Below are 21,610 nucleotides of genomic sequence, written 5' to 3'. Positions count from 1 at the left end.
TTAGAGAGCGGGTCGCCACCACTGGCGTCGCTCGGTCGAGACGTTGCCGGTGCCCGCGGCCGCGGCCTTGGTGATCCGGTCGATCATGATCCCGAGGAAGACGATGGTGATGCCTGCGGCAGCGCCCTTGCCCCACTCCTCGCTGCGCGAGAAGCCGAGCACGACGTCGTACCCGAGCCCGCCGGCGCCCACGAGCCCGCCGATGACGACCATCGCCAGGACGTAGAGCAGGCCCTGGTTGGTGGCCAGCACCAGCGAGCCCTTGGCCATCGGGAGCTGTACCTGGGTGATCTCCTGCCAGGCGGTGGTGCCCGAGGAACGCGACGCCTCGATCGTGGTCGGCGAGACGGCCTTGATCCCGTCGGCCACGAGCTTGATCGCGGCCGGGGCGGCGTAGACCACGCCGGCGACGATCGCGGTGAACCGGCTGGGACCGAACAGGGCCAGCACCGGGATCAGGTAGACGAACGCGGGGATCGTCTGTCCCGCGTCGAGCAGCGGGCGCAGCACCAGGTCGGCGCGAGGGCGCCGCGCCATCCAGACGCCCAGGACCACGGCCAGGAGCATCACCAGCAGGGTCGCGACCAGGGTCATGTTCAGCGTGATCATCGCGTTGTGCCACAGGTCGAAGAACCAGATGCCGGCCAGGCAGACCAGCGTCGGGACCAGGGCGCGCACGCCCCCCAGCACCACGGCGATCCCGGCGATCGCCAGCCCGGCCAGCCACCACGGCGACTCGGCGAGCAGCTCCTGCATCGGGTTGAGCAGCACGGCGCTGACCAGGTCCTTGAAGCTCCCCGCGGGGCCGTCGATGACGTTCACGACCCCGTTCACGAACGAGTCCAGGGTGTCCGCGAGCCGGGAGCCCAGCTTCGAGGCGGGGAAGCCCGCGGCGTCGGGGTAGGTGCGCGAGGCCCACAGCAGGACCAGGGTGACCGCGGCCCCGATCCCGAGCACCAGCTGGCGGGTGCGGCCGGTGAGGCCGCGTCCGCGGGTGGCGAGCTCGGCTCGCTCGCTCGCCGCCGTGGTGGCCCGGTCGAGCATGATCGCGATAGCCACGATCAGGAGCCCCGGCACGATCGCCCCGCCGACGTCGCTGCGCACCAGCGCACGGAGCACCGGCTTGCCCAGCCCCGGACCGTCGACGTACGACGCGATGATCGCCATCGACAGCGCCGCCATCGTGGTCTGGTTGAGCCCGACGATGATGGTCTTGCGAGCCATCGGGATCTGCACCTTGGTCAGCCGCTGCCAGCCGTTCTGGCCGGCGGAGTCGGTCGCCTCGATCGTTGTCGCGGAGACGCTGCTGATGCCGTAGCCGCCGATGCGGACCAGCGGTGGCAGCGCGTAGACCAGCGTGCACACCACCGCGCCGGAGACGCCGATGCCGAAGAACAGCACCACCGGGATCAGGTAGACGAACGTGGGCATCGTCTGCATCAGGTCGAGGAACCAGGTGATCACCGTACGAGCGCGGGGCCGGGTGCCGACCAGCACCGCGAGCGGCATTCCGATGAGCACAGCGAGGCCCACCGAGAGCCCCGTCACGAGCAGCAGGTCGATCGAGTCCTGCCAGTAGCCGAGGAGTCCGAAGGAGACGAAGGTGGCCGCGATCAGCACCGCGATGCGCCAGTTGGCCACCGCGAGACCGACCCAGGTGGCGACAGCGGTGACGCCCAGCCAGCCGATCTGCGGGACCGGGCGGGGGAAGTCGGGGGTGGAGACCATCCGCTGCAGCCAGTCGAAGACGCTGCGGAAGATCTCGGCGATGTTGGTGGTGAACTGGATCAGTGGGTTGGTGTCGCGGCCGGCCAGCACGGAGTTGCGGAACTCGCTGAGGTCGTTCCACAAGTCGGTGCGTTCGCGGCCGGGCACGGCGAGGGTGTTGGTGCCCTTGGTGAAGGTCCAGACGAGGTACCAGACCACGAGGATCCCGAGCACGTACGCCCACTTGGGCACGCCGCGCGACTGCACGTCCTCGGGTGGTGCTTCCTTCCCGGGGCCCTCGGGTGCGACGGGGGCCTCGGTGACCGCGGTCATGGCTTCTCGACCATCGGCGTCACCCGCTCCTCGGCGACCACCACACGCAGGATCGCCTCGTCGTCGACTATCCCGACGAGCTGGCCGTCGTCGACGACCCGCAGCGGGTGTGCGGAGGCCAGTGCGGCCTGCGCGGCTTCGCGGATCACGGTGGTGGACGGCATCACCGGGCCCTCGGTGGAGTCGCCCTCGCGCGGTGGTCGCATCACCCACTTCAAGGTGAGCACGTGCGAGCGGGGTACGTCGGAGGTGAAGTCGGCGACGTACTCGTCGGCCGGTGCCCCGACCACCTCGTCGGGCGTCCCGATCTGCACGACCTCGCCGTCGCGCAGGATCATGATCCGGTCACCGAGCTTCAGGGCCTCGGCGAGGTCGTGGGTGATGAAGACCATCGTCTTGCCGACCTCCTCGTGGAGGCGGATCACCTCGTTCTGCATGTCGCGCCGGATCAACGGGTCCAGCGCCGAGAACGGCTCGTCGAACAGGAGCATGTCCGGGTCGCCGGCCAGGGCCCGCGCCAGCCCGACGCGCTGCTGCATGCCGCCGGAGAGCTGGTCGGGGTAGTTGTTCTCGTAGCCGGTCAGGCCGACGAGGTCGACGACCTTGCCCGCCTGGGCCCGGCGCTCCTTCTTGCCCATCCCGCGGACCTCGAGGCCGTAGGCGACGTTGTCGATGACCTGCTTGTGGGGCAGCAGCCCGAAGTGCTGGAAGACCATCGAGACCCGCTTGCGGCGCATCTCGCGCAGCTGGGCGGCGCTGGCGCCGGTGACGTCTTCCTGGCCGATCCGGATCGTGCCGGCGGTCGGCTCGATCAGCCGGGTCAGGCAGCGCACCAGGGTGGACTTCCCCGACCCGGAGAGCCCCATCACGACGAAGACCTCGCCGGGGGCGACGTCGAAGGAGACGTCCTTGACGCCGGCAACGCAGCCGGTCTTCTCCTTCAGGTCGCTGCGCGAGAGGTCGGCGTCCGGGGTGCCGATGATCTTGTCGGCGCGCGGCCCGAAGATCTTCCACAGCTCGCGCACCTCGAGGGCCGCGCCGCTCTCGGCGCGCTCGGTGGGATCTTCGGAGATCGTGGTGCTCGTCATGGGCTGTCCTCACCGTCAGGAGCAGTGCTCTGGAGTTGACCCGCGTTGCGCGGGTCGCCGGGCGGGTAGAGCGGTGAGCCCTCGCGGTAGCGGTAGAAGGGAGCCTGCGAGGGGGGCAGTGGGGTGTTGCCGAGGATCAGGTCCGCGGACTTCTCGGCGAGCATCATCACCGGCGCGTAGATGTTGCCGTTGGTGACGTAGGGCATCGCGGAGGCGTCGACGACCCGCAGTCCCCGGACCCCGTGGACTCGCATGGTCTCGGGGTCGAGGACCGAGTTCGCGTCGGTGCCCATCCGGGCGGTGCAGGACGGGTGCAGTGCTGTCTCGGCGTCCTTGGCCACCCAGTCGAGGATCTCCTGGTCGGTCTCGACCGAGGGGCCGGGGGAGATCTCGCCGGCGTTGAACGCAGCGAACGCGGGCTGGTTGAGGATGTCGCGAGCGGCCCGCACCATCTCGATCCACTCGCGCCGGTCGTTCTCGGTGGAGAGGTAGTTGAACTGCAGCGCCGGGTGCTCGTAGGGGTCCCGGGACTTCAGGGTCAGGTTGCCCCGTACGTCGGAGTACATCGGGCCGATGTGCACCTGGTACCCGTGGTCGGCGGCCGGCTTCGACCCGTCGTACCGGATCGCGATCGGCAGGAAGTGGAACATCTGGTTGGGGTAGTCGACCCGGTCGTTGCTGCGGATGAAGCCGCCCGCCTCGAAGTGGTTCGAAGCGCCGACACCGCTGCGCAGGAACAGCCACTCCGCACCGATCCGGGGCTTGTGCCGGTGCTTGAGCCAGGGGCCGATGGAGACCGGCTGCAGGCTCGCGTACTGGATGTAGACCTCCAGGTGGTCCTGGAGGTTGGCACCGACGCCGGGCAGATCGGCGACGACCGGGATCCCGAGCTTCTCGAGGTCGTCCTTGGGACCGATGCCGGACAGGAGGAGCAGCTGGGGGGAGTTGATCGCCCCGCCGCACAGGATCACCTCGGACGCGGTGACGCGGCGGTCGCCGCGTCCGGCCCGGTGGTAGTCGACGCCGGTGACCCGGTCGCCCTCGGTCACCAGCCCGGTCACCATCGCGAGGGTCTCGACGCGCAGGTTGGGCCGCTTGCGGACCGGGTGCAGGTAGGCGCGTGCGGCGCTGAGCCGGCGGCCGCGGTGGACGTTGCGGTCGAAGGCCGCGAACCCCTCCTGGCGGTAGCCGTTCACGTCGTCGGTCAGCGGGTGCCCGGCCTGCTGGACGGCCTCGAAGAAGGCGCCGAAGAGAGGACTGGTCGCGGGGCCCCGCTCGAGCACGAGCGGCCCGCTGCCACCGCGCCAGGTGTCGGCCCCGGCGAGGCAGGTCTCCATCCGCTTGAAGTACGGCAGGCAGTGCGCGTAGTCCCAGGAGCTCATCCCCTCGTCGGCAGCCCAGCGCTCGAAGTCGAGGGGGTTGCCGCGCTGGAAGATCATCCCGTTGATCGAGCTCGACCCGCCGAGCACCTTGCCGCGTGCGTGGTAGACCTTGCGGCCGTCCATGAACGGCTCCGGCTCGGACTCGTACTTCCAGTCGTAGAGCTTGTTGCCGATCGGGAAGGGCAGCGCGGCGGGCATGTGGATGAACGGATCGATCCGGGCGTCGCTGCGTCCCGCCTCGAGCACCAGCACCGAGGTGCCCGGGTCCGCACTGAGCCGGTTGGCCAGCGCACACCCGGCCGACCCCCCGCCCACGATCACGTAGTCCCAGTGCGTCATGACCCACCCCCGGTGGTCGAGCCCAGTCGAGACCTCATGCCCCACCCCCGAACCAGCCCTGCGGTGCAGGCGCGATGTTGTGCCACACGTGCTTGGTCTCGAGGTACTCCTCGAGCCCGGCGCTGCCGAGCTCACGCCCGATGCCGGACTGCTTGTAGCCGCCCCACTCGGCCTGGGCCACGTAGGGGTGGAAGTCGTTGATCCACACCGTCCCCATCCGGAGCCGGCTCGCGACGCGCTGGCCCTTGCCGCTGTCCTGGGTCCACACGGCGCCGGCGAGACCGTAGATCGAGTCGTTCGCGATCCGTACCGCGTCGTCCTCGTCGGTGAACCGCTCCACGGTGAGCACCGGACCGAACGACTCCTCCTGCGCCACGCTCATGTGCGACTCGACGTCGCCGAGGATCGTGGGTGCGAAGAAGTAGCCGTTCTCGAGGTCGCCGTCGGTGACCCGCTGCCCGCCGAGCAGGAGCGTGGCGCCCTCGGCGATGCCGGCATCGACGTACGCCGTCACCTTGTCGAGGTGGGCCAGCGAGATCAGCGCGCCGGTCTGGGCCGACTCGTCGAACGGGCCGCCGAGCCGGATCTTCCGCGCGCGTTCGACGAGCTCCGCGACGAACTCGTCGTGGATCGAGTCCTCCACGAGCAGCCGGGCGCCGGCGGAGCAGACCTGCCCGGAGTGCAGGAAGACCGCGGTCAGCGCCATGTCCAGCGCGCTCTCCCGGTCGGCGTCGGCGAAGACGATGTTCGGGTTCTTGCCACCGAGCTCGAGGGCGACCTTCTTCACCGTCCCCGAGGCGACGGCCATGATGTGCTTGCCGGTCTGCAGGCCCCCGGTGAACGACACCAGGTCCACCCGCGGGTCCTCGCTCAGTGGTCCTCCGGCGCCGGGGCCGTCCCCGACGACGAGGTTGGCCACGCCGGCCGGCACACCGGCCTCGTCGAGCAGGCGCATCAGGTGGATCGCGGTGTGCGGGGAGAGCTCGCTCGGCTTGAGCACGAAAGTGCAGCCGGCCGCCAGGGCAGGGGCCACCTTCCACGAGACCTGGAGCAGGGGGTAGTTCCAGGGCGTGATCAGCCCGCACACCCCCACGGGTTCGCGGACGACGCGGCTGACCACGTCGGCGCGGCCGGTGTCCACGACGCGGCCGGGGTCGATGTCGGCGGTCCGGCCGAAGTGCGCGAAGACGCTGGTGACGTCGTCGACGTCGTACTCGCTCTCCACCAGGCGCTTGCCGGTGTCCAGCGACTCCATCCGGGCCAGCTCCGCCTTGTCCCGCTGCAGCAGGTCCGCGACCCGCAGGAGCAGGTCCCCGCGCTCACGTGCGCTGGTGGCGGGCCACGGCCCGCTGTCGAAGGCCGTTCGGGCTGCGCCGATCGCTGCGACGGTGTCCACCTCGGTGGACTCGTCGATCTCGGCGACCAGCTCGCCGGTGCCCGGGCAGCGGATCTCGCGTCTTCCGCCCTCGCGGGCGCAGACCCATTCTCCGTCGATGAAATTCTCGGGCATCAGGTTCCGTCCTCGCCTAGTCGTTGCGCTGTTCGCAACGCCTCGGCGCTATTTGAGACACAATGGAGAACCCGGACGGTCCCGTCAAGGTTCGTGCACGGATCGAGACCAAGCGGTCTGAACCGGGCGGAGCGGCATTGGGGCCGGTCATCTCTCGCCCCAGCCCAGGCGGTGGGAGAGCTCGTCGGCCGCGTCGAGGAGCTGGGGGACCACCTCGCTGACCCGCTCGGGAGGCAGCCGGAAGGTCGGTCCGGAGAGGCTGATCGAGGAGATGACGTCGCCGTGGGCGTTGCGCACCGGAGCGGCGATCGCGGTCAGCCCGACCTCGAGCTCGTCCACCGCCACGGCGTACCCCTGCTCCCGGACGTGCTCGAGCGCGCGCCGCAGCTGGGCCTTGGTGGTGATCGTGGAGCCGGTGAACGCCGGCAGCCCGCCGAGCAGCTCGTCGAGCTCCGAGGGTGGCAGCCAGGCCAGCAGCACCTTGCCGTTGCTGGTCGCGTGCAGCGGGATGTGCTGGCCCACCCAGTTGTGCGGCTGCAGCGCGGAGGGGCCGGCGACCTGGTCGAGGTAGAGCGCGCTGTGGCCGCTGAGCGTGGCCAGGTTGACCGTCTCCCCGGTGCTGGCGGCCAGCTGCTTGCACAGGGGACGCGCCTCCTGGACCACGTCGAGGCGGGCGCTGGTCGCGCCGGCGAGACGGAGCAGCCCCACGCCGAGGCGGTACTTGCCCCGTCCCTCGACCTGCTCGACGAGACCGTGCTGCTCCAGGGTGGCGACCAGCCGGAAGGCGGTGCTCTTGTGGACCTCGAGCATCGCGGCGATGTCGGTGACGCCCGACTCGCCGGAGCGGGCCAGGATCTCGAGGATCCGCAGCGCCCGATCCACGGACTGCACGCCGACACCTGCCTCGGGGGCCGAGTTGCTCATCGCGCAACCGTAGACCCTGCGGCGTCCGGGCCCCGGCAGCCGAGTCGGGCCGGAGGGGCGGGTGGGATGATCCGGACCGTGACCGGCCCCGACCCGGGGCGTCGACCGAAGGGATCCAGAACTGATGCAGGCGAGATATGCCGGGCAGTGCGCGGCATGCGCGAAACGCATCGAACCGGCGGCCGAGATCGCCCGCTCCGCAGACGGTTCCACGTGGGTGCACGCCGCCTGCGCCGGAGCCACGTTGCCGACGGCGAGCGCCTCGGGGGGCAGCAGCGCTGCACGCAAGCGAACGCCGAAGGAGGCCCCGCGGGTGCAGGCACCCGACGAGCCGATCCCCGAGGGCGCCACCGTGGTGTTCACCGACGGCGCCTGCCGCGGCAACCCGGGACCCGGCGGCTGGGCGTGGGCCGTCGAGGGGGGGCCCCAGGACTCCGGCCACGACCCGGCGACCACCAACCAGCGGATGGAGGTCCGGGCCGCCTACGAGGCGATCCGCTCCCTGCCCGGCGAGCTGGTGGTGGTCAGCGACTCGACGTACGTCGTGAACTGCTTCAAGAACAACTGGTGGACCGGGTGGCGTGCTCGCGGCTGGGTGAACTCGGCCAAGAAGCCGGTCGCCAACCGCGATCTCTGGGAGCCCTTGATCGACCTGGTCGAGGAGCGCGGTGACGTCACCTTCCGCTGGGTCAAGGGTCACTCCGGGCACCCGATGAACGACCTCGTCGACCAGCTGGCGGTGGAGGCGAGCCACAACCCCGGCTGAGCGGTGCCGAGGAATTCGAATTCACGGTGATGGCGGATCCGAGCCGCGTTAGATTGTCGTTGCCATCGGTCCGAGGTCCATCGTGCCGGGCTCGAGAATCGAACCGAGGAAGTCCTCATGCGCGCCATCGAGCGTCCTCTCGCGACCGCCTCCGGGCGCAACCGCACCCACCGGCGCGCCGGCGTCGCGGCCCTGGCGGTCGTCACCGCCCTGACGACGCTGGTGGGGGTCGGCGCCCCAGCCGAGGCCGCGGTCCGGTCCAAAATCAGCCTGTACGCCGCCCGCACCACCGCCATCGCAGGCGAGGTGCTCAGCTTCCGGGGCACGGTCTCCCCGAGGGTCTCCCGGCCCGTGGGGCTGCAGCGCCTGGCCGGGCGCCGCTGGGTGCCGGTCACCTCCACCCGGTCGGCTCGCGACGGCAGCTACCGCCTCTCCACCCGGGCGCTCTCGGCCTCGACGGTCTACCGGGCCTACGTCCCCGCCATCAAGGTCAAGCGCAAGAAGCTGAAGCTCGCGGTCTCGGTGGCGCGCGGCGTGCGCACCCTGCCGCAGCGGGGCTGGTTGACGTTGTCGGCGGGACGCGTCGGTGAGCCCTCCACGGCGAGCGCGGCCTTCACGCCGGCCCGCACCGGCCGCGCCGTCCACCTGGAGCGCTGGACCGGCTCGGCCTGGGCCTACGTCGCCGGCGGCCGGGAGTCGGCCGCGGGCCGGGTGAGCTTCACGTTCCGCAACCGGGTCCCCGGCCGCATCTCCTACCGTGCCCGCGCGCTGGCCTCGGCCGGAGCCGCGACCGTCGGCAGTCCCGCCGTGGCGCCGACCTTCACCTATGCCCGGACGGCATCGCCCACCTCCGGGCTCCCCGCGAAGAGCGTGGAGAGGGCGAGCTTCGACGGGTCCCCCTCGGCGGACGGCCGGTTCGTGGTCTTCGAGTCGAGCGTCGCAAACCTGGTCGCCAACGACACCAACGGCACCAGTGACGTGTTCGTGTGGGACCGCGCCACCGGTGCCACCCTCCTGGTGTCCCGCTCCCGTGCCGGCCGCCCGGGCAACGGCGCGAGCACCCAGCCCGACATCTCAGCCGACGGGCGCTGGGTCGCCTTCCGATCATCTGCCTCGGACCTCGTCACGGGCGACACGAACAACGCCGCCGACGTCTTCTTGTGGGACCGCACCAACGGTGCCGTCACCCGCGTCAACCCGAACAACACCAGTGGCTTCGTCCGCGCCGAGCGTCCGTCGGTCTCCGGCAACGGCCGCTTCGTCACCTTCGTCTCCGAGGGCTCCAACCTGATCGCGGGGGACACCAACGGCGTCCGCGACCTGTTCGTCTGGGACCGGGAGAACGCCGGGATCCGGATGGTCTCCCTGGACACCGAGGGTGGACCGACTAACGGCGCCACCTATGAAGGGGTCATCTCCGACGACGGCACCCATGTCGCCTACACCTCCGCGGCCTCGGACCTGGTCGTGGGCGACACCAACGACCGCCTCGACGTGTTCGTGCGCAACCTCGACGAGGGTGAGCAGCGGCTGGTGTCCACCAGCTCGGCCGGGGGGCCCGCCGACGGAGACTCCGAGGAGCCGGCCATCTCCGCGAACGGGAGCGTGGTCGCGTTCTCCTCGAAGGCGACCAACATCTCGGCCAGCGACGCCGACGGCCAGCCCGACGTCTACCTGCGCCAGATGACGCAGGGCGCCCCCCAGCTCGTCTCCCGCCGTCCCGGTGGCAGCGGCTCGCGGATCTCCAGCGACGCGCCCTCGATCTCCGGCAACGGCTCCCTGGTGGCGTTCCGCTCCGAGGAGAGAGACCTCTCCACCGCCGACAAGAACGTCTTCGACGACGTGTACGTGTGGCGCTCGGGGACCGGGACGATCGAGTTGGTCTCCCGCAACGTCTCGGGATCTGCTGCCGGCAACGGTCACAGCTCCGCGCCGAGGCTCTCGGCCAACGGGACCTACCTCGCGTTCTTCTCCGAGGCGACCGACCTCGTGGCGAGCGACGCCAACGGTGGGTACGGTGATGTGTTCGTGCGGGACCTCAGCGCCCCCTGAGCCGCGAGAGCCGGGGCCCGACTGCTGAGCCCTGGAACCCGAGCCGCCGAGGGACGGAGCCGGACGTGACGCCACCGCAGCCTCCGGGCCCCGCCAGGACGGGGAGCCGCCCGGCGAGCCGGGCGCCCGGGGACGTGCTCGTGCACCTGCGCCGGGCGCGGGACCACGTGGACCGGCACTACGCCGAGCCGATCGACCTCGACCTCCTCGCGGGCACGGCGGGCCTGAGTAAGTACCACTTCCACCGGCTGTTCCGGGCGACGTACGGCGTCACGCCGGCGGCGTACCTCTCCGAGCGGCGCATCGAGCGGGCCCAGGACCTGCTGCGGGCCACCACGCTGAGCGTGACCGAGGTCTGCCATGCGGTGGGGTTCTCCAGCCTGGGCTCCTTCAGCAGCAGGTTCCGCCAGGTCGTGGGGGAGAGCCCACGGGAGTTCCAGTCGCGCTGGGGAGCGCAGGCCCCGCGGATCCCGGGCTGCTACGTGTTCATGTGGGGGCTGGCCGAACGTTGCGCAAGCGAGGAGAAGCCGGACGTCGGTCCCGAGTCCTAGCGTGAGGACATGATCACCAACATCAGCCTCGCCTCGGTCTTCGTCAAGGACATCGACGCGTCCAAGCGGTTCTACCTCGACGTCCTCGGCTTCGTCGAGGGCGCCGACCTGACCCTCGGGGACGACTACCGCTGGTGCACGGTGGTGCAGCCCAACCAGCCCGAGCTCCAGGTGCACCTGACCACGCCCGGCCCGCCGTTCGCCCCGGACCTGGTCGAGGCGATGAACCGTGCGCTGGACGGGGGCGGCATGAACGGGCTCGGGCTCGCCGTCGACGACTGCCGCAAGACCGCCGAGGAGCTCAAGGCCAAGGGTGTGCAGTTCCTCCAGGAGCCCGAGGAGCGCCCGTACGGCGTCGAGGCCGTGTGCCGCGACAACTCCGGGAACTGGATGGTGCTGGTCGAGCAGAAGCCCTGGACCCAAGCAGACTTCGAGTAGGCCGACTTCGACTGAGGCCGACCTCGACTGAGGTGGGCTAGCGGAAGACGACCGTCCGGCTGCCGTCGAGGAGCACCCGGGACTCCGAGTGCCAGCGCACGGCCCGGGAGAGCACCTGTGCCTCCACGTCGCGGCCCGCCGCGGTGAGCTGGGCCTGGTTGTGGTTGTGGTCGACCCGGATGACGTCCTGCTCGATGATCGGGCCCTCGTCGAGGTCCGCGGTGACGTAGTGGGCGGTGGCGCCGATCAGCTTGACCCCGCGCTCGAAGGCCTGGTGGTAGGGCTTGGCGCCCTTGAAGCTCGGCAGGAACGAGTGGTGGATGTTGATCGCGTGCCCCTCGAAGCGGCGGCAGGCGTCGTCGGAGAGCACCTGCATGTAGCGCGCGAGCACGACGAGCTGGATGTCGAGCTCGTCGTGCAGCGCCAGGAGCTCGGCCTCCGCCTCGGCCTTGGTCTGGGGCGTGACCGGGATGTGGCGGAAGTCGATGCCGTGGCTGCGCACCAGCGCCTCGGCGTCGGGGTGGTTGGAGACCACCACCGGGATGTCGATCTGCAGGTCGCCGTTCGCGGTGCGGAAGAGCAGGTCGTTGAGGCAGTGCAGCTGCTTGCTGACCATCACCAGGGTCCGGTAGGGGACCCGGGCACCCCAGATCTCGAAGGTCATCGCGAAGCTGCGACCGATCTCGGCGAAGTCGGTGCGCAGCGACTCCGCCGTGACACCGGGCTCGTTCAGCGCGAAGTCGATGCGCATGAAGAAGCGGCCGTTGAGCCGGTCGAAGAACTGCTGGCTCTCCACGATGTTGCCACCGCGTTCGAACAGGAAACCCGAGACCGCGTGCACGATGCCGGGCTGGTCCGGGCAGTCGAGGATGAGCACGAAGTCACCGGAGGGGTTGCCCGCGTTGGCGGAGGTCCGGTCGAGCGAGATCGCTGCCATCAGTCGCCGAGTTCCTTGCGACGGCGTACCACGAACTCCTCCATCTCGGCCCTGATCGACTCCTCGAGCGCCGGCTGCTCGTAGGCGGTGAGCCTGTCCTGGTAGATCTTAGAGGCCCTCGCTGCGGCGTCGTTCCCCCCGTTGCGGGTCCAGCGCTCGAAGTTCTCCGAGGACGAGAGCAGCGGCCGGTAGAAGCAGGTGCGGAAGCGCTCCATGGTGTGCATCGCGCCCAGGAAGTGGCCGCCGGCGCCCACCTCCTCGTGGGCCCCGAAGGCCAGCGAGTCCTCGTTGATCTCGAGCGGGGTGAACTCCGCCTGCATCATCTGGAGCAGCTCGATGTCGACGATGAACTTCTCGTAGCCGGCGACCAGTCCGCCCTCCAGCCAGCCGGCGGAGTGCATCACCCAGTTGGCGCCGGCCAGGAAGGTCGGCATCAGGGTCATCAGCGCCTCGTAGCCGGCCTGCGCATCCGGGACCTGCGAGGAGGTGAGCGTGCCGCCGGAGCGGAACGGGAGGCCGAAGTGGCGGGCGATCTGGCCGGTGCAGAGCAGGCCGATGCCCGACTCCGGGGTCCCGAAGGTCGGGGACCCGGACTGCATGTCGATGTTGGACAGGAACGAGCCGAAGACCACCGGGCAGCCGGGCCGGATCAGCTGGGCCAGCGCGATGCCGGTCAGGGCCTCCGCGATCTGCTGGACCAGGGCGGCCGGGATCGTGACCGGCGACATCGCGCCCATCAGGATGAACGGCGTGAGCACGACGGCCTGGTTGGCCTCGGCGTACTCGAACAGCGAGTCGAGCATCCGGTCGTCCCAGCGCAGCGGGGAGTTGCAGTTGATCAGCGAGATCAGGGCGGGCGTCTGCTCCATGCTCGCGCGGCCGGCCTCGCGGCCCTTGCTGCCGCCGAGCAGGATCGAGGTCAGCTCGATCGTGTCGCGGGCGTTGGGACCGGAGACCACGTTGCCCATGAACACCTTGTCGGTGAGCGTGGCCAGCGCGTAGGTCATGTCGAGGTGGCGGCTGTCCAGCGGGGTGTCGTTCGGCTCGCAGATGACACCGCCGGCGGAGTCCATGATCGGGAACGACTGCGCGAGCTTGGTGAAGTTCTTGAAGTCGTCCATGGTCGCGTCGCGGCGTACGGCGCCCTCGCGCACGAACGGCGGGCCGTAGACCGCACCGAAGGCCATCATGTCGCCGCCGATGTGCAGGTTGTTCGCCGGGTTGCGGGCCTGCAGGTCGAACTCACGGGGTGCCTTGGCCACCTGTTCGAGAATGAACTCAGGGTCGAAGAACACCTTGTCGCCCTCCACCCGCTGGCCCGCGGCGCCGAGGAGGTCGAGGGCCCGCTGGCTCATGAACTCCACGCCGAGCTCGGAGACCAACCGGCGCCAGCCCGCGTCGAGGGTGGCCATCGCCTGCTCGGAAAGGATCTCGTAACGGGGCATCTGGTTGCGGAACATCGTCACTCCCTGTGGTTCGCGGCCCGAGGTGCTTGACCCGGCGGTTGAGGAAACCTAGCCTCACCATGTGGGCACAGAGTTCCACATCGTGGGAGCAGGCTTCCACCGACACACTGGACTGAACCGGGAAGGCAGGTCAAGAGTGGCCAGCACATCGGTCATCGAGAACGTCGGCGGCACCCAGGCGGTGGACCGGGCCGCCCTGCTGGTCACGCTCGTGGTCGAGGCGGACGCGCCGGTGAGCTTCGGTGAGCTGATCGAGACCACCGGCCTCGCCAGGTCCACCACGTCGCGACTGCTCGCGGCCCTCGAGCGCACCCGGCTCGTGGAGCGGCTGCCCAGCGGGGAGTACATCGGCGGGCCGCTGTTCGTGCTGTACGCCGCCCGGCACGACCGCAACGCACAGCTGGCCCGGCTCGCCACCCCGATGCTGGAGAAGATCGGTGCCGAGACCGGTGAGTCCGTGCACCTCGCGGTCGCCAACGGCGGCCGGGTCGCCCACATCGCCCAGGTGGACTCGACGTTCCTGCTCGGGGCTCGTGACTGGACCGACGTCGAGGTCCCCTCGCACTGCTCGGCGCTGGGCAAGGTGATGCTCGCCTGGAACGTGCTGAAGACTCCCGAGGACCCCTTGGAGCAGTGCACGGAGCAGACGCTGCCGACGCGGACCGAGCTCGAGGCGGACCTCGGTCTCGCCCGCGGCCGTGGTTTCGCGATCACCATCGACGAGCTCGAGGTGGGGCTCGCCGGGGTCGCGGCGCCGGTCCTCGGCCCGGACACCATCGCGGTCGCCGCCATCGGGGTCTCCGGCCCCACGGCCCGGCTCGAGGACAGGACCGACCATGTGGGTCGGCTCCTGATGGAACAGACGGAGGCGCTGTCCCGGCTCCTTCGCCACGGAACCCGCACGGAGGCCCAGGAAGGGGCGCAGCATGACACCTGAAGAGATCCTGCAGGGGCTCTACGACGAGACCCTGGTCGGCAACGCCCCGAGAGTCCTCGAGCTCACCCACGAAGCGCTGGGAATGAGCATGGAGCCGCAGAACCTGCTCTTCGACGCGCTGATCCCCTCCCTGGAGGAGGTGGGTGCCCGGTTCGAGCGAGGTGACTTCTTCGTGCCGGAGATGCTCATCGCCGGACGCGCGATGGCCGGGTCCATGGAGGTGCTGCGCCCGCTGCTCGCCGAGACCGGGGTGGAGACCGTCGGCAAGTTCCTGATGGGCACCGTCAAGGGCGACGTGCACGACATCGGCAAGAACCTCGTCAACATCATGCTCGAGGGGGCCGGGTTCGAGGTGATCGACCTCGGCGTCCAGGTGGCTCCGGAGACCTTCATCGCCAAGATCGAGGAGCACCAGCCCGACATCGTCGGGTTCTCGGCGTTCCTGACCACCACGATGCCGATGTTCAAGGCCAACATGAACGCGCTCGAGAAGGCCGGCATGCGCAACGACGTGATCGTGATGGTCGGCGGCGCCCCGGTCACCCAGGAGTACGCCGACGCCGTGGGCGCGGACGGGTACGCCGCCGACGCCTCCGGCTGCGTGCGCAAGGCCAAGGCCCTGCTCCAGGAGCGTCGCGCCAAGGTGTCCGCATGACCGCGCCGATGCACGAGACCCGGCTGCGCTCGGCCACCCGCGAGGTCGTGATCGGGCGCCAGCACCGCTTCTGCCTGATCGGCGAGCGGCTCAACCCCACCGGGCGGCGCATCTTCCAGGAGCAGATCCGGGCCGGGGACCTCTCCGCGGTGGAGCGCGACGTGAAGGCCCAGGTCGAGGGCGGCGCCGACGTGCTCGACGTGAACATGGGCGTGCCGCTGGTCGACGAGGCCGAGCTGCTCGCCAAGGTGGTCACGATGGTGCAGGAGCTGACCGACCTCCCGCTGTGCATCGACTCCTCGGTCGTGGAGGCGCTCGAGGCAGGCCTTGCGGCGTACAACGGGCGCGCGCTGGTCAACTCGATCACCGCCGAGGACGAGCGGATGGAGCAGATCCTCCCGCTGGTCAAGAAGTACGACGCCGCGGTGATCGCGCTTCCCAACGACGTGGACGAGATCCCGATGGAGCCGGAGAAGCGACTGGCGCTGGTGGACAAGATCGTCCGGGTCGCCACCACCGAGTACGGCATCGCGATCGAGGACATCGTGATCGACCCGCTGGCGATGCCGATCGGTGCCGACGTGACCAACGGGCTCGCGACGCTGGAGACCATGCGCGGGATCCGCGACAAGCACGGGCTGAACATGACCTGCGGGTCCTCCAACGTCTCCTTCGGGATGCCGGGGCGCCACGTCCTCAACGGCACCTTCCTGTCGATGGCGATGACCGCCGGCCTGACCAGCGCGATCATGGACACCCGCACCCCCGAGGTGGTCTCCATGGTCAAGGCCACCGACCTCCTGATGGGCCACGACGAGTGGGGGATGGCCTGGATCTCCCGCCACCGGGCGGCTCAGGCGGCGGCCCAGGCGGCCGCGTCGGCGTGACCGGGGTCCCGGTGGTCGAGGAGTCGCCCACCCCGCAGGACGGGGTCGGGCGGGTCCAGCTGTCCTTCACCGTCGAGGACGGGCAGGACCGCGAGGTCCGGGTCCCGCCCGGCGTCACCGTGTTCGACTCGGGGTCCTGGAACGGGATCGCGATCGACTCCACCTGCGGTGGCCACGGCACCTGCCACAAGTGCAAGGTGCGCATCGACACGGGTGACGCCTCCGGGCTGCCGGTCTCGCGCCACGAGCGGCGTACGTTCAGCGAGGCCGAGCTGGCCGACGGCTGGCGCCTCGCCTGCCTGGCCACCGCCACCCGGGACCTGAAGATCAGCGTCCCCCCGCTGACCACCCGACCCAAGGCCGCCACGGTCGGTGTCGGCCGCCAGGTGATCCTTCGTCCCGCGGTGCAGAAGCGGTACGTCGAGCTGTCGGACCCGTCGCTCTCGGACCAGCGCAGCGACCTGCAGCGACTCACCGACGCGATCGAGGACCTCGAGCTGACCATCGAGCTCGAGGTGCTGCGCCGGCTGCCGAAGGTGCTGCGGGAGGCCGACTTCAAGGTGACCGCGGTCGTCGTCGACGAGACACTGATCGACGTGGAGCCCGGCGACACCACCGGCCACCGGCACGCGATCGCCTTCGACCTGGGCACCACCACCGTGGTGGCCACCCTGCTCGACCTCAACACCGGCACCCCGGTCGCGGTCGCCTCGCGGATGAACAAGCAGCAGCCCTTCGGTGGAGACGTGATCACCCGGATCAGCGCCACCATGATGGATCCCGACGCGCTGGGACGCTTGCAGGCGCTGGCCTCCGAGACGCTCGACGAGCTGGCGCGAGAGGTGTGCGCCGAGGGTGGTGTCGACCCGCTGCACGTCTACGAGGTGGCGATCGCCGGCAACGCGACGATGACCGCCCTGGTGCTCGGCATCGACCCCGAGCCGCTGGGGGTGGCCCCGTTCGTGATGACCACCGCCCAGCCGCCCGTCGTGCTCGCCCGGGACCTCGGCCTGGGCCTGCACCCGCGGGCGCAGGCGGTGATGTTCCCGGCGCTGGGCGCCTACGTCGGCGGCGACATCGTGGCCGGCATGCTCGCCACCGGGATGGACCGCGACAAGCGCACCCGGCTGTTCATCGACGTCGGCACCAACTGCGAGATCGTGCTCAGCAACGGCGACACCATCCTGTCCACCGCCGCGCCGGCGGGGCCGGCCTTCGAGGGTGGTGCCATCCGCTGCGGCATGCGCGCCGCGGAGGGGGCCATCGAGGTGGTCAGGCTCGACCCGGCTGCGGGGGTGACCCTGCAGGTGATCGGCGACGTCCCCGCCAAGGGACTGTGCGGCTCCGGACTGGTCGACGCCGTCGCGGAGCTGTCGCGGCTCGGGCTGCTCGACGCCAGCGGCCGGTTCGTGCCCGACGAGGACGCGGCGCTGCGTGCGCCCGGGCTCGCCGACCGGTTCGCGCGGATCGGCGAGGAGCGGGTCTTCGTGCTGGACCGTCCGGATCCGGAGACCGAGGTCCGCGACAGCGTCTACCTCTCCCAGCGCGACGTGCGCGAGCTGCAGTTCGGCAAGGCCGCGATCGCCACCGGGTGGACGCTGCTCCTCGAGGAGCTCGGCCTCGAGCACGCCGACGTCCAGCAGGTCCTGCTGGCGGGCTCGTTCGGCTCCTACCTCTCACCGGCCGCCGCGGTCCGGATCGGGCTGGTGCCCAAGCTGCCGGTGCTGCGCATCGTCTCCGCGGGCAACGTCGCCGGGGAGGGCGCCAAGATGGCGCTGCTCTCCCTGCGCGAGCGCGCCGGCGCAGCCACGCTGCTGGAGGAGGTGAAGTATGTCGAGCTCTCCGACCGACCCGACTTCAACGACAAATTCGTCGACCAGCTCTCCTTCCCCACGTGACCTGGTCGAGCAGCGAGCGGATGGTCGAGACCCTCACGAGCAGGTCACCACCACCGCCCTGATCGCCTGCGGCGCGATCGCCCAGCCGGCGGCCCGGATCGTGGAGCAGCAGGGGTGGCCAGTCGACGTGCACCCGCTGCCGCCGCTGCTGCACAACCAGCCGCACCTGATCGCCGGGGCTGTCGCGGTGCTCGCAGGCCGGCTCGGTTCGTCGTACGACACCGTCGCGGTGGGGTACGCCGACTGCGGCACCTACGGCGCCCTCGACGAGGTCTGCGACCGGCTCGGCCTGCGGCGCCTCGAGGGACTCCACTGCTACGACGTGTACGCCGGGGCCAGCCGGATCGAGTCCTTCTTCGCCGACCAGCCCGGCACCTACCTGCTCACCGACTTCCTGGTGAAGTCGTTCGCCCGCACGGTGGAGACCGAGCTCGGCCTGGACCGGTGGCCCGAGCTGCGCGACGACTACTTCCGCCACTACACCCGGATGGTCTGGCTCGCCCAGGACGAGACCCCCGAGCTGCGCGAGGCCGCCGAGGCCGCCGCCTTCCGCATCGGCCTCCCCCTCACCGTCGTACCCACCGGCCAAGGGGGCCTGGAACAGGCCTTGGAAAGCCTCCTCACCTAACCCCAGCGCCCGCCGAGACGTCCCATCTGAAACCCCAGCACCCGCCGAGACGTCGCATCTGGAAGCTTCAGAGGCGCGCCAGCAGCTCCTGACGCCACTGCTCGGTGGCGTCGATCTGGTTGAAGGTGAAGATGTGCAGGCCCTCGATCAGTGACTCCGGGCGCGCCGCGGTGACCGCACACTCCTCGAGGAACCGCTCTCCGGTGAACCCGCCGGGCGCCGCGAGGCGGGCGAAGGTGCTCTTGTGCTTGGCGAGGAACCGCGTCGACTCGCCGACGCCGATCTTGGTCGCCATCGCCAGCAGCTTGGCGCGGTCGATCGGCCCGGGCATGCCGAGCAGCAACGGCATCGTGACGCCACGGCCGCGCATCCGCCCGACCCAGTTCTTGATGGCGCCGGCGTCGAAGGTCAGGTTGCTGACCACGTGCGTGGCGTGGCGGCGCTTGTCCCACATCGCCTGCACGGTGAGGTCGTCGGTGATCTTGGGGTGGGTCTCGGGATACCCGGTGACGCCGATGTGGTCGAACGGCGCGTCGAGTGCAGTGAGGTCCTCCAGCAGGCTGAACGCGTCGGGGTAGTCACCGACCGGGTCGACGTCGCCTCCGGGGACGAAGACCTGGGTGATGCCGGACTGCGCCAGCCGGGCGCAGATCTCCGCGAGCTCGGAGCGGCCGCTGATCATCCGGGCGGCGAGGTGGGGCACGCTCACGTAGCCGTGGCCGGCCAGGGTCTCGGCGAGGGACAGCGTGGCCTCGAGGCCCTTGGCGCCCGAGGCGGTCACTGTCACCGGCACGTCGCGTGGGACCGAGGCGAGCACCTTCTCCTCGGTCGTCGCCGTCGGCAGGACCTCGTAGCGGGCATGGGTCAGCAGGCGATGAAGGGTCTGGTTCCGAGCCACCGTCTTGTTGCGCATGATGAGACTCGTTTCGTATTACGCAGCGCTGAGGGGTTCACGCTAACGCGCCGGACCGCCCGCGACAAGGGCGCGACGGAACGCAATTGCCCGGTCGGCGTCGTACGGCGGGACGCAATTGCCCGGTCGCCGCCGTACGACGCGCGAGGTCACCAGATGCGGACGCGGTCCTCGGGGTCGAGCCAGAGACCGTCGCCGGGCTGGGTCTCGAAGGCGCGGTGGAACTCCTCGAGGTTGCGGGCGATGTTGGCGCGGAACTCCGGCGGGCTGTGCGGGTCGGTGGTCAGGAACTGCTTGGCCAGCTCGAGGCGACGCTTGGTGCGCCACACGTAGGCCCAGCTCAGGAACAGCCGCTGCTCGCCGGTGAGGCCGTCGCGCTCGGGCATCTCGGATCCCTCGAGGGAGATCAGGTAGGCCTTGTGGGCGATGGTGAGGCCGCCGAGGTCGCCGATGTTCTCCCCGACGGTGAGCGCGCCGTTGACGTGCTCGCCGGGCAGGTCGCGCGGCTCGAAGGCGTCGTACTGCTCGATCAGCGCCTTGGACTTCACCTCGAACGCGGCCTTGTCGTCCGCGCTCCACCAGTCGTTGAGGTTGCCTGCGCCGTCGTACTGCGCGCCCTGGTCGTCGAAGCCGTGACCGATCTCGTGACCGATCACCGCGCCGATGCCGCCGTAGTTCTCGGCCGGGTCGGCGTCGGCGTCGAAGAACGGCCGCTGCAGGATGCCCGCGGGGAAGCAGATCTCGTTGGTCCCGGGGTTGTAGTAGGCGTTCACGGTCTGCGGCAGCATGAACCACTCGTCGCGGTCCACCGGCGAGCCGATCTTGTTCAGCTCGCGGTCGGTCTCGAAGGCGGTCGCGGCCAGCACGTTGTCGACCAGGCTGTCGGCGCTGATCTGCAGGTCGGAGTAGTCGCGGAACTTCTCCGGGTAGCCGATCTTGGGCCGGAAGCTGTCCAGCTTCTCGAACGCGCGCTGCTTGGTCTCCTCGCTCATCCAGTCGAGGTCGGTGATGGAGCGGCGGTAGGCCTCGAGCAGGTTCTCCACCAGCTCGTCCATCATCTCCTTCGAGCGCGGCGGGAAGTGCCGGGCGACGTACTCCCGGCCCACGGCCTCGCCCAGCGCGCCCTCGACCAGGCCGACGCCGCGCTTCCAGCGGGCCCGGAGCTCGGGGGTGCCGGAGAGCGTGCGGCCGTAGAAGTCGAAGTTGGCCTCCACGAACCCGCTGGAGAGGTACGACGCGGCCGTGCGGATGGCGCGCACGGAGAGGAACGCCTTCCAGTCCTCGATCGGGGTGTCGGCGAGGACCGTCTCGAGGTGCGTCAGGTACGACGGCTCCCGGACGATCAGCTCCTTGATCGTCTCCTCGGACCCGCCCAGCGCCGTCACCCACGCGTCGACGTCGAAGCTCGGCACGGTGGCCTTGAACTCCTCGAGCGTGGTGAGGTTGTAGGTCTTGATCACGTCACGGGTCTCGGCCCGCTCCCAGTGGCCCTTGGCGAGCCGGGTCTCCAGGGCGAGCACCCGGGCCGCGGAGCCGTCGGGGTCGGGGCGCTCGGCGAGGCTCAGGATGCGGGCCAGGTAGGCGAGGTACTTCTCGCGGATCTCGGCGAACTCGTCCTGGCGGTAGTAGCTCTCGTCGGGCAGGCCGATGCCGCCCTGCACCACGTTGACCACATAGCGCTCGGAGTCACGGTCGTCGGCGTTGACGTAGGACCCGAACACCCCGCCGCCGCCGCGGCGCTCGAAGTAGCCCAGGAACTCGCCGAGCTCGCTGACGTCGCTGAGGGCGTCGATGCGCTCGAGCAGCGGGAGGATGGGGGTGTGGCCGAGCGCCTCGACCCGCTCCTCGTCCATGAAGCTGGCGTAGAGGTCCCCGATCTTGCGGGCCTCGTCGGCCCGCGCGGGGGTGGAGTCCTCGCCGGTCTCGGATCCGTCGGTCGAGACCCCGCTCGCGCAGGCCTCGATGATCTCGCGCACGTGCTCCTCGGCGGCGTCGGAGAGCAGCACGAACGGGCCCCAGGAGGAGCGGTCGGCGGGGATCTCCGCGGTCTCCAGCCAGGTGCCGTTGACGTGACCGAAGAGATCGTCTTGTGGGCGGATGGCCGGGTTCATGCCCTCGCGGGCGTCGTCGAGAATCGTCACGGCGCCAACCTATACGTCGCCTCCACCCCGGCGCGGCCTTAGGCTCTCGCCCCATGAG

The 21,610-nt window shown here is 70.2% G+C and carries 18 protein-coding genes; 9 read left to right on the top strand and 9 right to left on the bottom strand.

All coding sequences use genetic code 11. The features are described 5' to 3' along the window. The 5 genes from AC4BGB_RS11215 to AC4BGB_RS11195 all read right to left on the bottom strand — a co-directional run bounded on the left by AC4BGB_RS11215 (nt 1) and on the right by AC4BGB_RS11195 (nt 7,283). Nucleotides 1–2,040, bottom strand: a complete 2,040-nt coding sequence (locus tag AC4BGB_RS11215; RefSeq protein ID WP_490546909.1) for an ABC transporter permease — start codon at nt 2,038–2,040, stop codon at nt 1–3. Further along, nucleotides 2,037–3,128 (bottom strand): quaternary amine ABC transporter ATP-binding protein, encoded by a 1,092-nt coding sequence (locus AC4BGB_RS11210; RefSeq protein ID WP_490546908.1) that lies wholly within the window; start codon nt 3,126–3,128, stop codon nt 2,037–2,039. Before AC4BGB_RS11210 ends, AC4BGB_RS11215 begins: the two co-directional genes overlap by 4 nt. After that, nucleotides 3,125–4,849, bottom strand: a complete 1,725-nt coding sequence (gene betA, locus AC4BGB_RS11205; RefSeq protein ID WP_490546907.1) for a choline dehydrogenase — start codon at nt 4,847–4,849, stop codon at nt 3,125–3,127. Before betA ends, AC4BGB_RS11210 begins: the two co-directional genes overlap by 4 nt. Nucleotides 4,850–4,883: 34 nt before the next feature. Continuing rightward, on the bottom strand, nt 4,884–6,359 hold the full coding sequence (locus AC4BGB_RS11200) for an aldehyde dehydrogenase family protein (RefSeq protein WP_490546906.1): 1,476 nt from the start codon (nt 6,357–6,359) through the stop codon (nt 4,884–4,886). 147 nt (nt 6,360–6,506) lie between these two features. Continuing rightward, entirely contained in the window at nt 6,507–7,283 is a 777-nt protein-coding gene (locus tag AC4BGB_RS11195) for an IclR family transcriptional regulator (protein WP_490546905.1), read from the bottom strand. Nucleotides 7,284–7,407: 124 nt separating this feature from the next. Here AC4BGB_RS11195 and AC4BGB_RS11190 point away from each other — a divergent pair, with 124 nt between their 5' ends. The 4 genes from AC4BGB_RS11190 to AC4BGB_RS11175 all read left to right on the top strand — a co-directional run bounded on the left by AC4BGB_RS11190 (nt 7,408) and on the right by AC4BGB_RS11175 (nt 11,090). Further along, nucleotides 7,408–8,049 carry a ribonuclease H family protein gene (locus tag AC4BGB_RS11190; protein WP_490546904.1) on the top strand — a complete coding sequence of 214 codons (642 nt, stop codon included), beginning with the start codon at nt 7,408–7,410 and terminating at the stop codon, nt 8,047–8,049. A 117-nt stretch (nt 8,050–8,166) separates the two neighbouring features. Next, complete coding sequence (locus AC4BGB_RS11185; protein ID WP_490546903.1) at nt 8,167–10,101, top strand: TolB family protein; 1,935 nt, start codon at nt 8,167–8,169, stop codon at nt 10,099–10,101. 65 nt (nt 10,102–10,166) lie between these two features. Further along, the gene (locus AC4BGB_RS11180; RefSeq protein ID WP_490546902.1) at nt 10,167–10,652 is read left to right on the top strand and encodes a helix-turn-helix domain-containing protein; all 486 of its coding nucleotides are present in this window, start codon (nt 10,167–10,169) and stop codon (nt 10,650–10,652) included. A 9-nt stretch (nt 10,653–10,661) separates the two neighbouring features. Beyond that, nucleotides 10,662–11,090, top strand: coding sequence for a VOC family protein (locus AC4BGB_RS11175; protein ID WP_490546901.1), 429 nt, complete (start codon nt 10,662–10,664; stop codon nt 11,088–11,090). Between the two features lie 37 nt (nt 11,091–11,127). On the opposite strand, the gene purU is transcribed toward AC4BGB_RS11175, so the two are convergent. Both purU and AC4BGB_RS11165 read right to left on the bottom strand, forming a co-directional pair. Then, on the bottom strand, nt 11,128–12,027 hold the full coding sequence (gene purU / locus AC4BGB_RS11170; RefSeq protein ID WP_490546900.1) for a formyltetrahydrofolate deformylase: 900 nt from the start codon (nt 12,025–12,027) through the stop codon (nt 11,128–11,130). Next, nucleotides 12,027–13,493: a trimethylamine methyltransferase family protein gene (locus tag AC4BGB_RS11165; RefSeq protein WP_490546899.1), complete on the bottom strand. Its 1,467-nt coding sequence runs from the start codon at nt 13,491–13,493 to the stop codon at nt 12,027–12,029. The genes purU and AC4BGB_RS11165 overlap by 1 nt, the downstream gene beginning before the upstream one ends. Nucleotides 13,494–13,629: 136 nt before the next feature. Here AC4BGB_RS11165 and AC4BGB_RS11160 point away from each other — a divergent pair, with 136 nt between their 5' ends. The 5 genes from AC4BGB_RS11160 to AC4BGB_RS11140 are packed head-to-tail and all read left to right on the top strand — an operon-like array spanning nt 13,630 to nt 18,498. Then, nucleotides 13,630–14,430 (top strand): IclR family transcriptional regulator, encoded by an 801-nt coding sequence (locus tag AC4BGB_RS11160; protein WP_490546898.1) that lies wholly within the window; start codon nt 13,630–13,632, stop codon nt 14,428–14,430. Next, nucleotides 14,420–15,085 (top strand): corrinoid protein, encoded by a 666-nt coding sequence (locus AC4BGB_RS11155; RefSeq protein WP_490546897.1) that lies wholly within the window; start codon nt 14,420–14,422, stop codon nt 15,083–15,085. The genes AC4BGB_RS11160 and AC4BGB_RS11155 overlap by 11 nt, the downstream gene beginning before the upstream one ends. Continuing rightward, complete coding sequence (locus AC4BGB_RS11150; protein ID WP_490546896.1) at nt 15,082–15,972, top strand: dihydropteroate synthase; 891 nt, start codon at nt 15,082–15,084, stop codon at nt 15,970–15,972. The genes AC4BGB_RS11155 and AC4BGB_RS11150 overlap by 4 nt, the downstream gene beginning before the upstream one ends. After that, entirely contained in the window at nt 15,969–17,870 is a 1,902-nt protein-coding gene (locus tag AC4BGB_RS11145; protein ID WP_490546895.1) for an ASKHA domain-containing protein, read from the top strand. The genes AC4BGB_RS11150 and AC4BGB_RS11145 overlap by 4 nt, the downstream gene beginning before the upstream one ends. After that, nucleotides 17,803–18,498: a DUF1638 domain-containing protein gene (locus AC4BGB_RS11140; RefSeq protein ID WP_490546894.1), complete on the top strand. Its 696-nt coding sequence runs from the start codon at nt 17,803–17,805 to the stop codon at nt 18,496–18,498. Before AC4BGB_RS11145 ends, AC4BGB_RS11140 begins: the two co-directional genes overlap by 68 nt. 67 nt (nt 18,499–18,565) lie before the next feature. Here the strand turns inward: AC4BGB_RS11140 and AC4BGB_RS11135 are convergent, their stop codons facing one another. Next, nucleotides 18,566–19,411: a methylenetetrahydrofolate reductase gene (locus AC4BGB_RS11135; RefSeq protein ID WP_490546893.1), complete on the bottom strand. Its 846-nt coding sequence runs from the start codon at nt 19,409–19,411 to the stop codon at nt 18,566–18,568. Nucleotides 19,412–19,560: 149 nt separating this feature from the next. Beyond that, on the bottom strand, nt 19,561–21,522 hold the full coding sequence (locus AC4BGB_RS11130) for a M13 family metallopeptidase (RefSeq protein ID WP_490548431.1): 1,962 nt from the start codon (nt 21,520–21,522) through the stop codon (nt 19,561–19,563). Nucleotides 21,523–21,610: the final 88 nt, after the last annotated feature.

It is taken from the genome of Nocardioides sp. Z30_9 (assembly GCF_058215735.1).
This window is presented reverse-complemented; position numbering and strand designations above follow the sequence as displayed.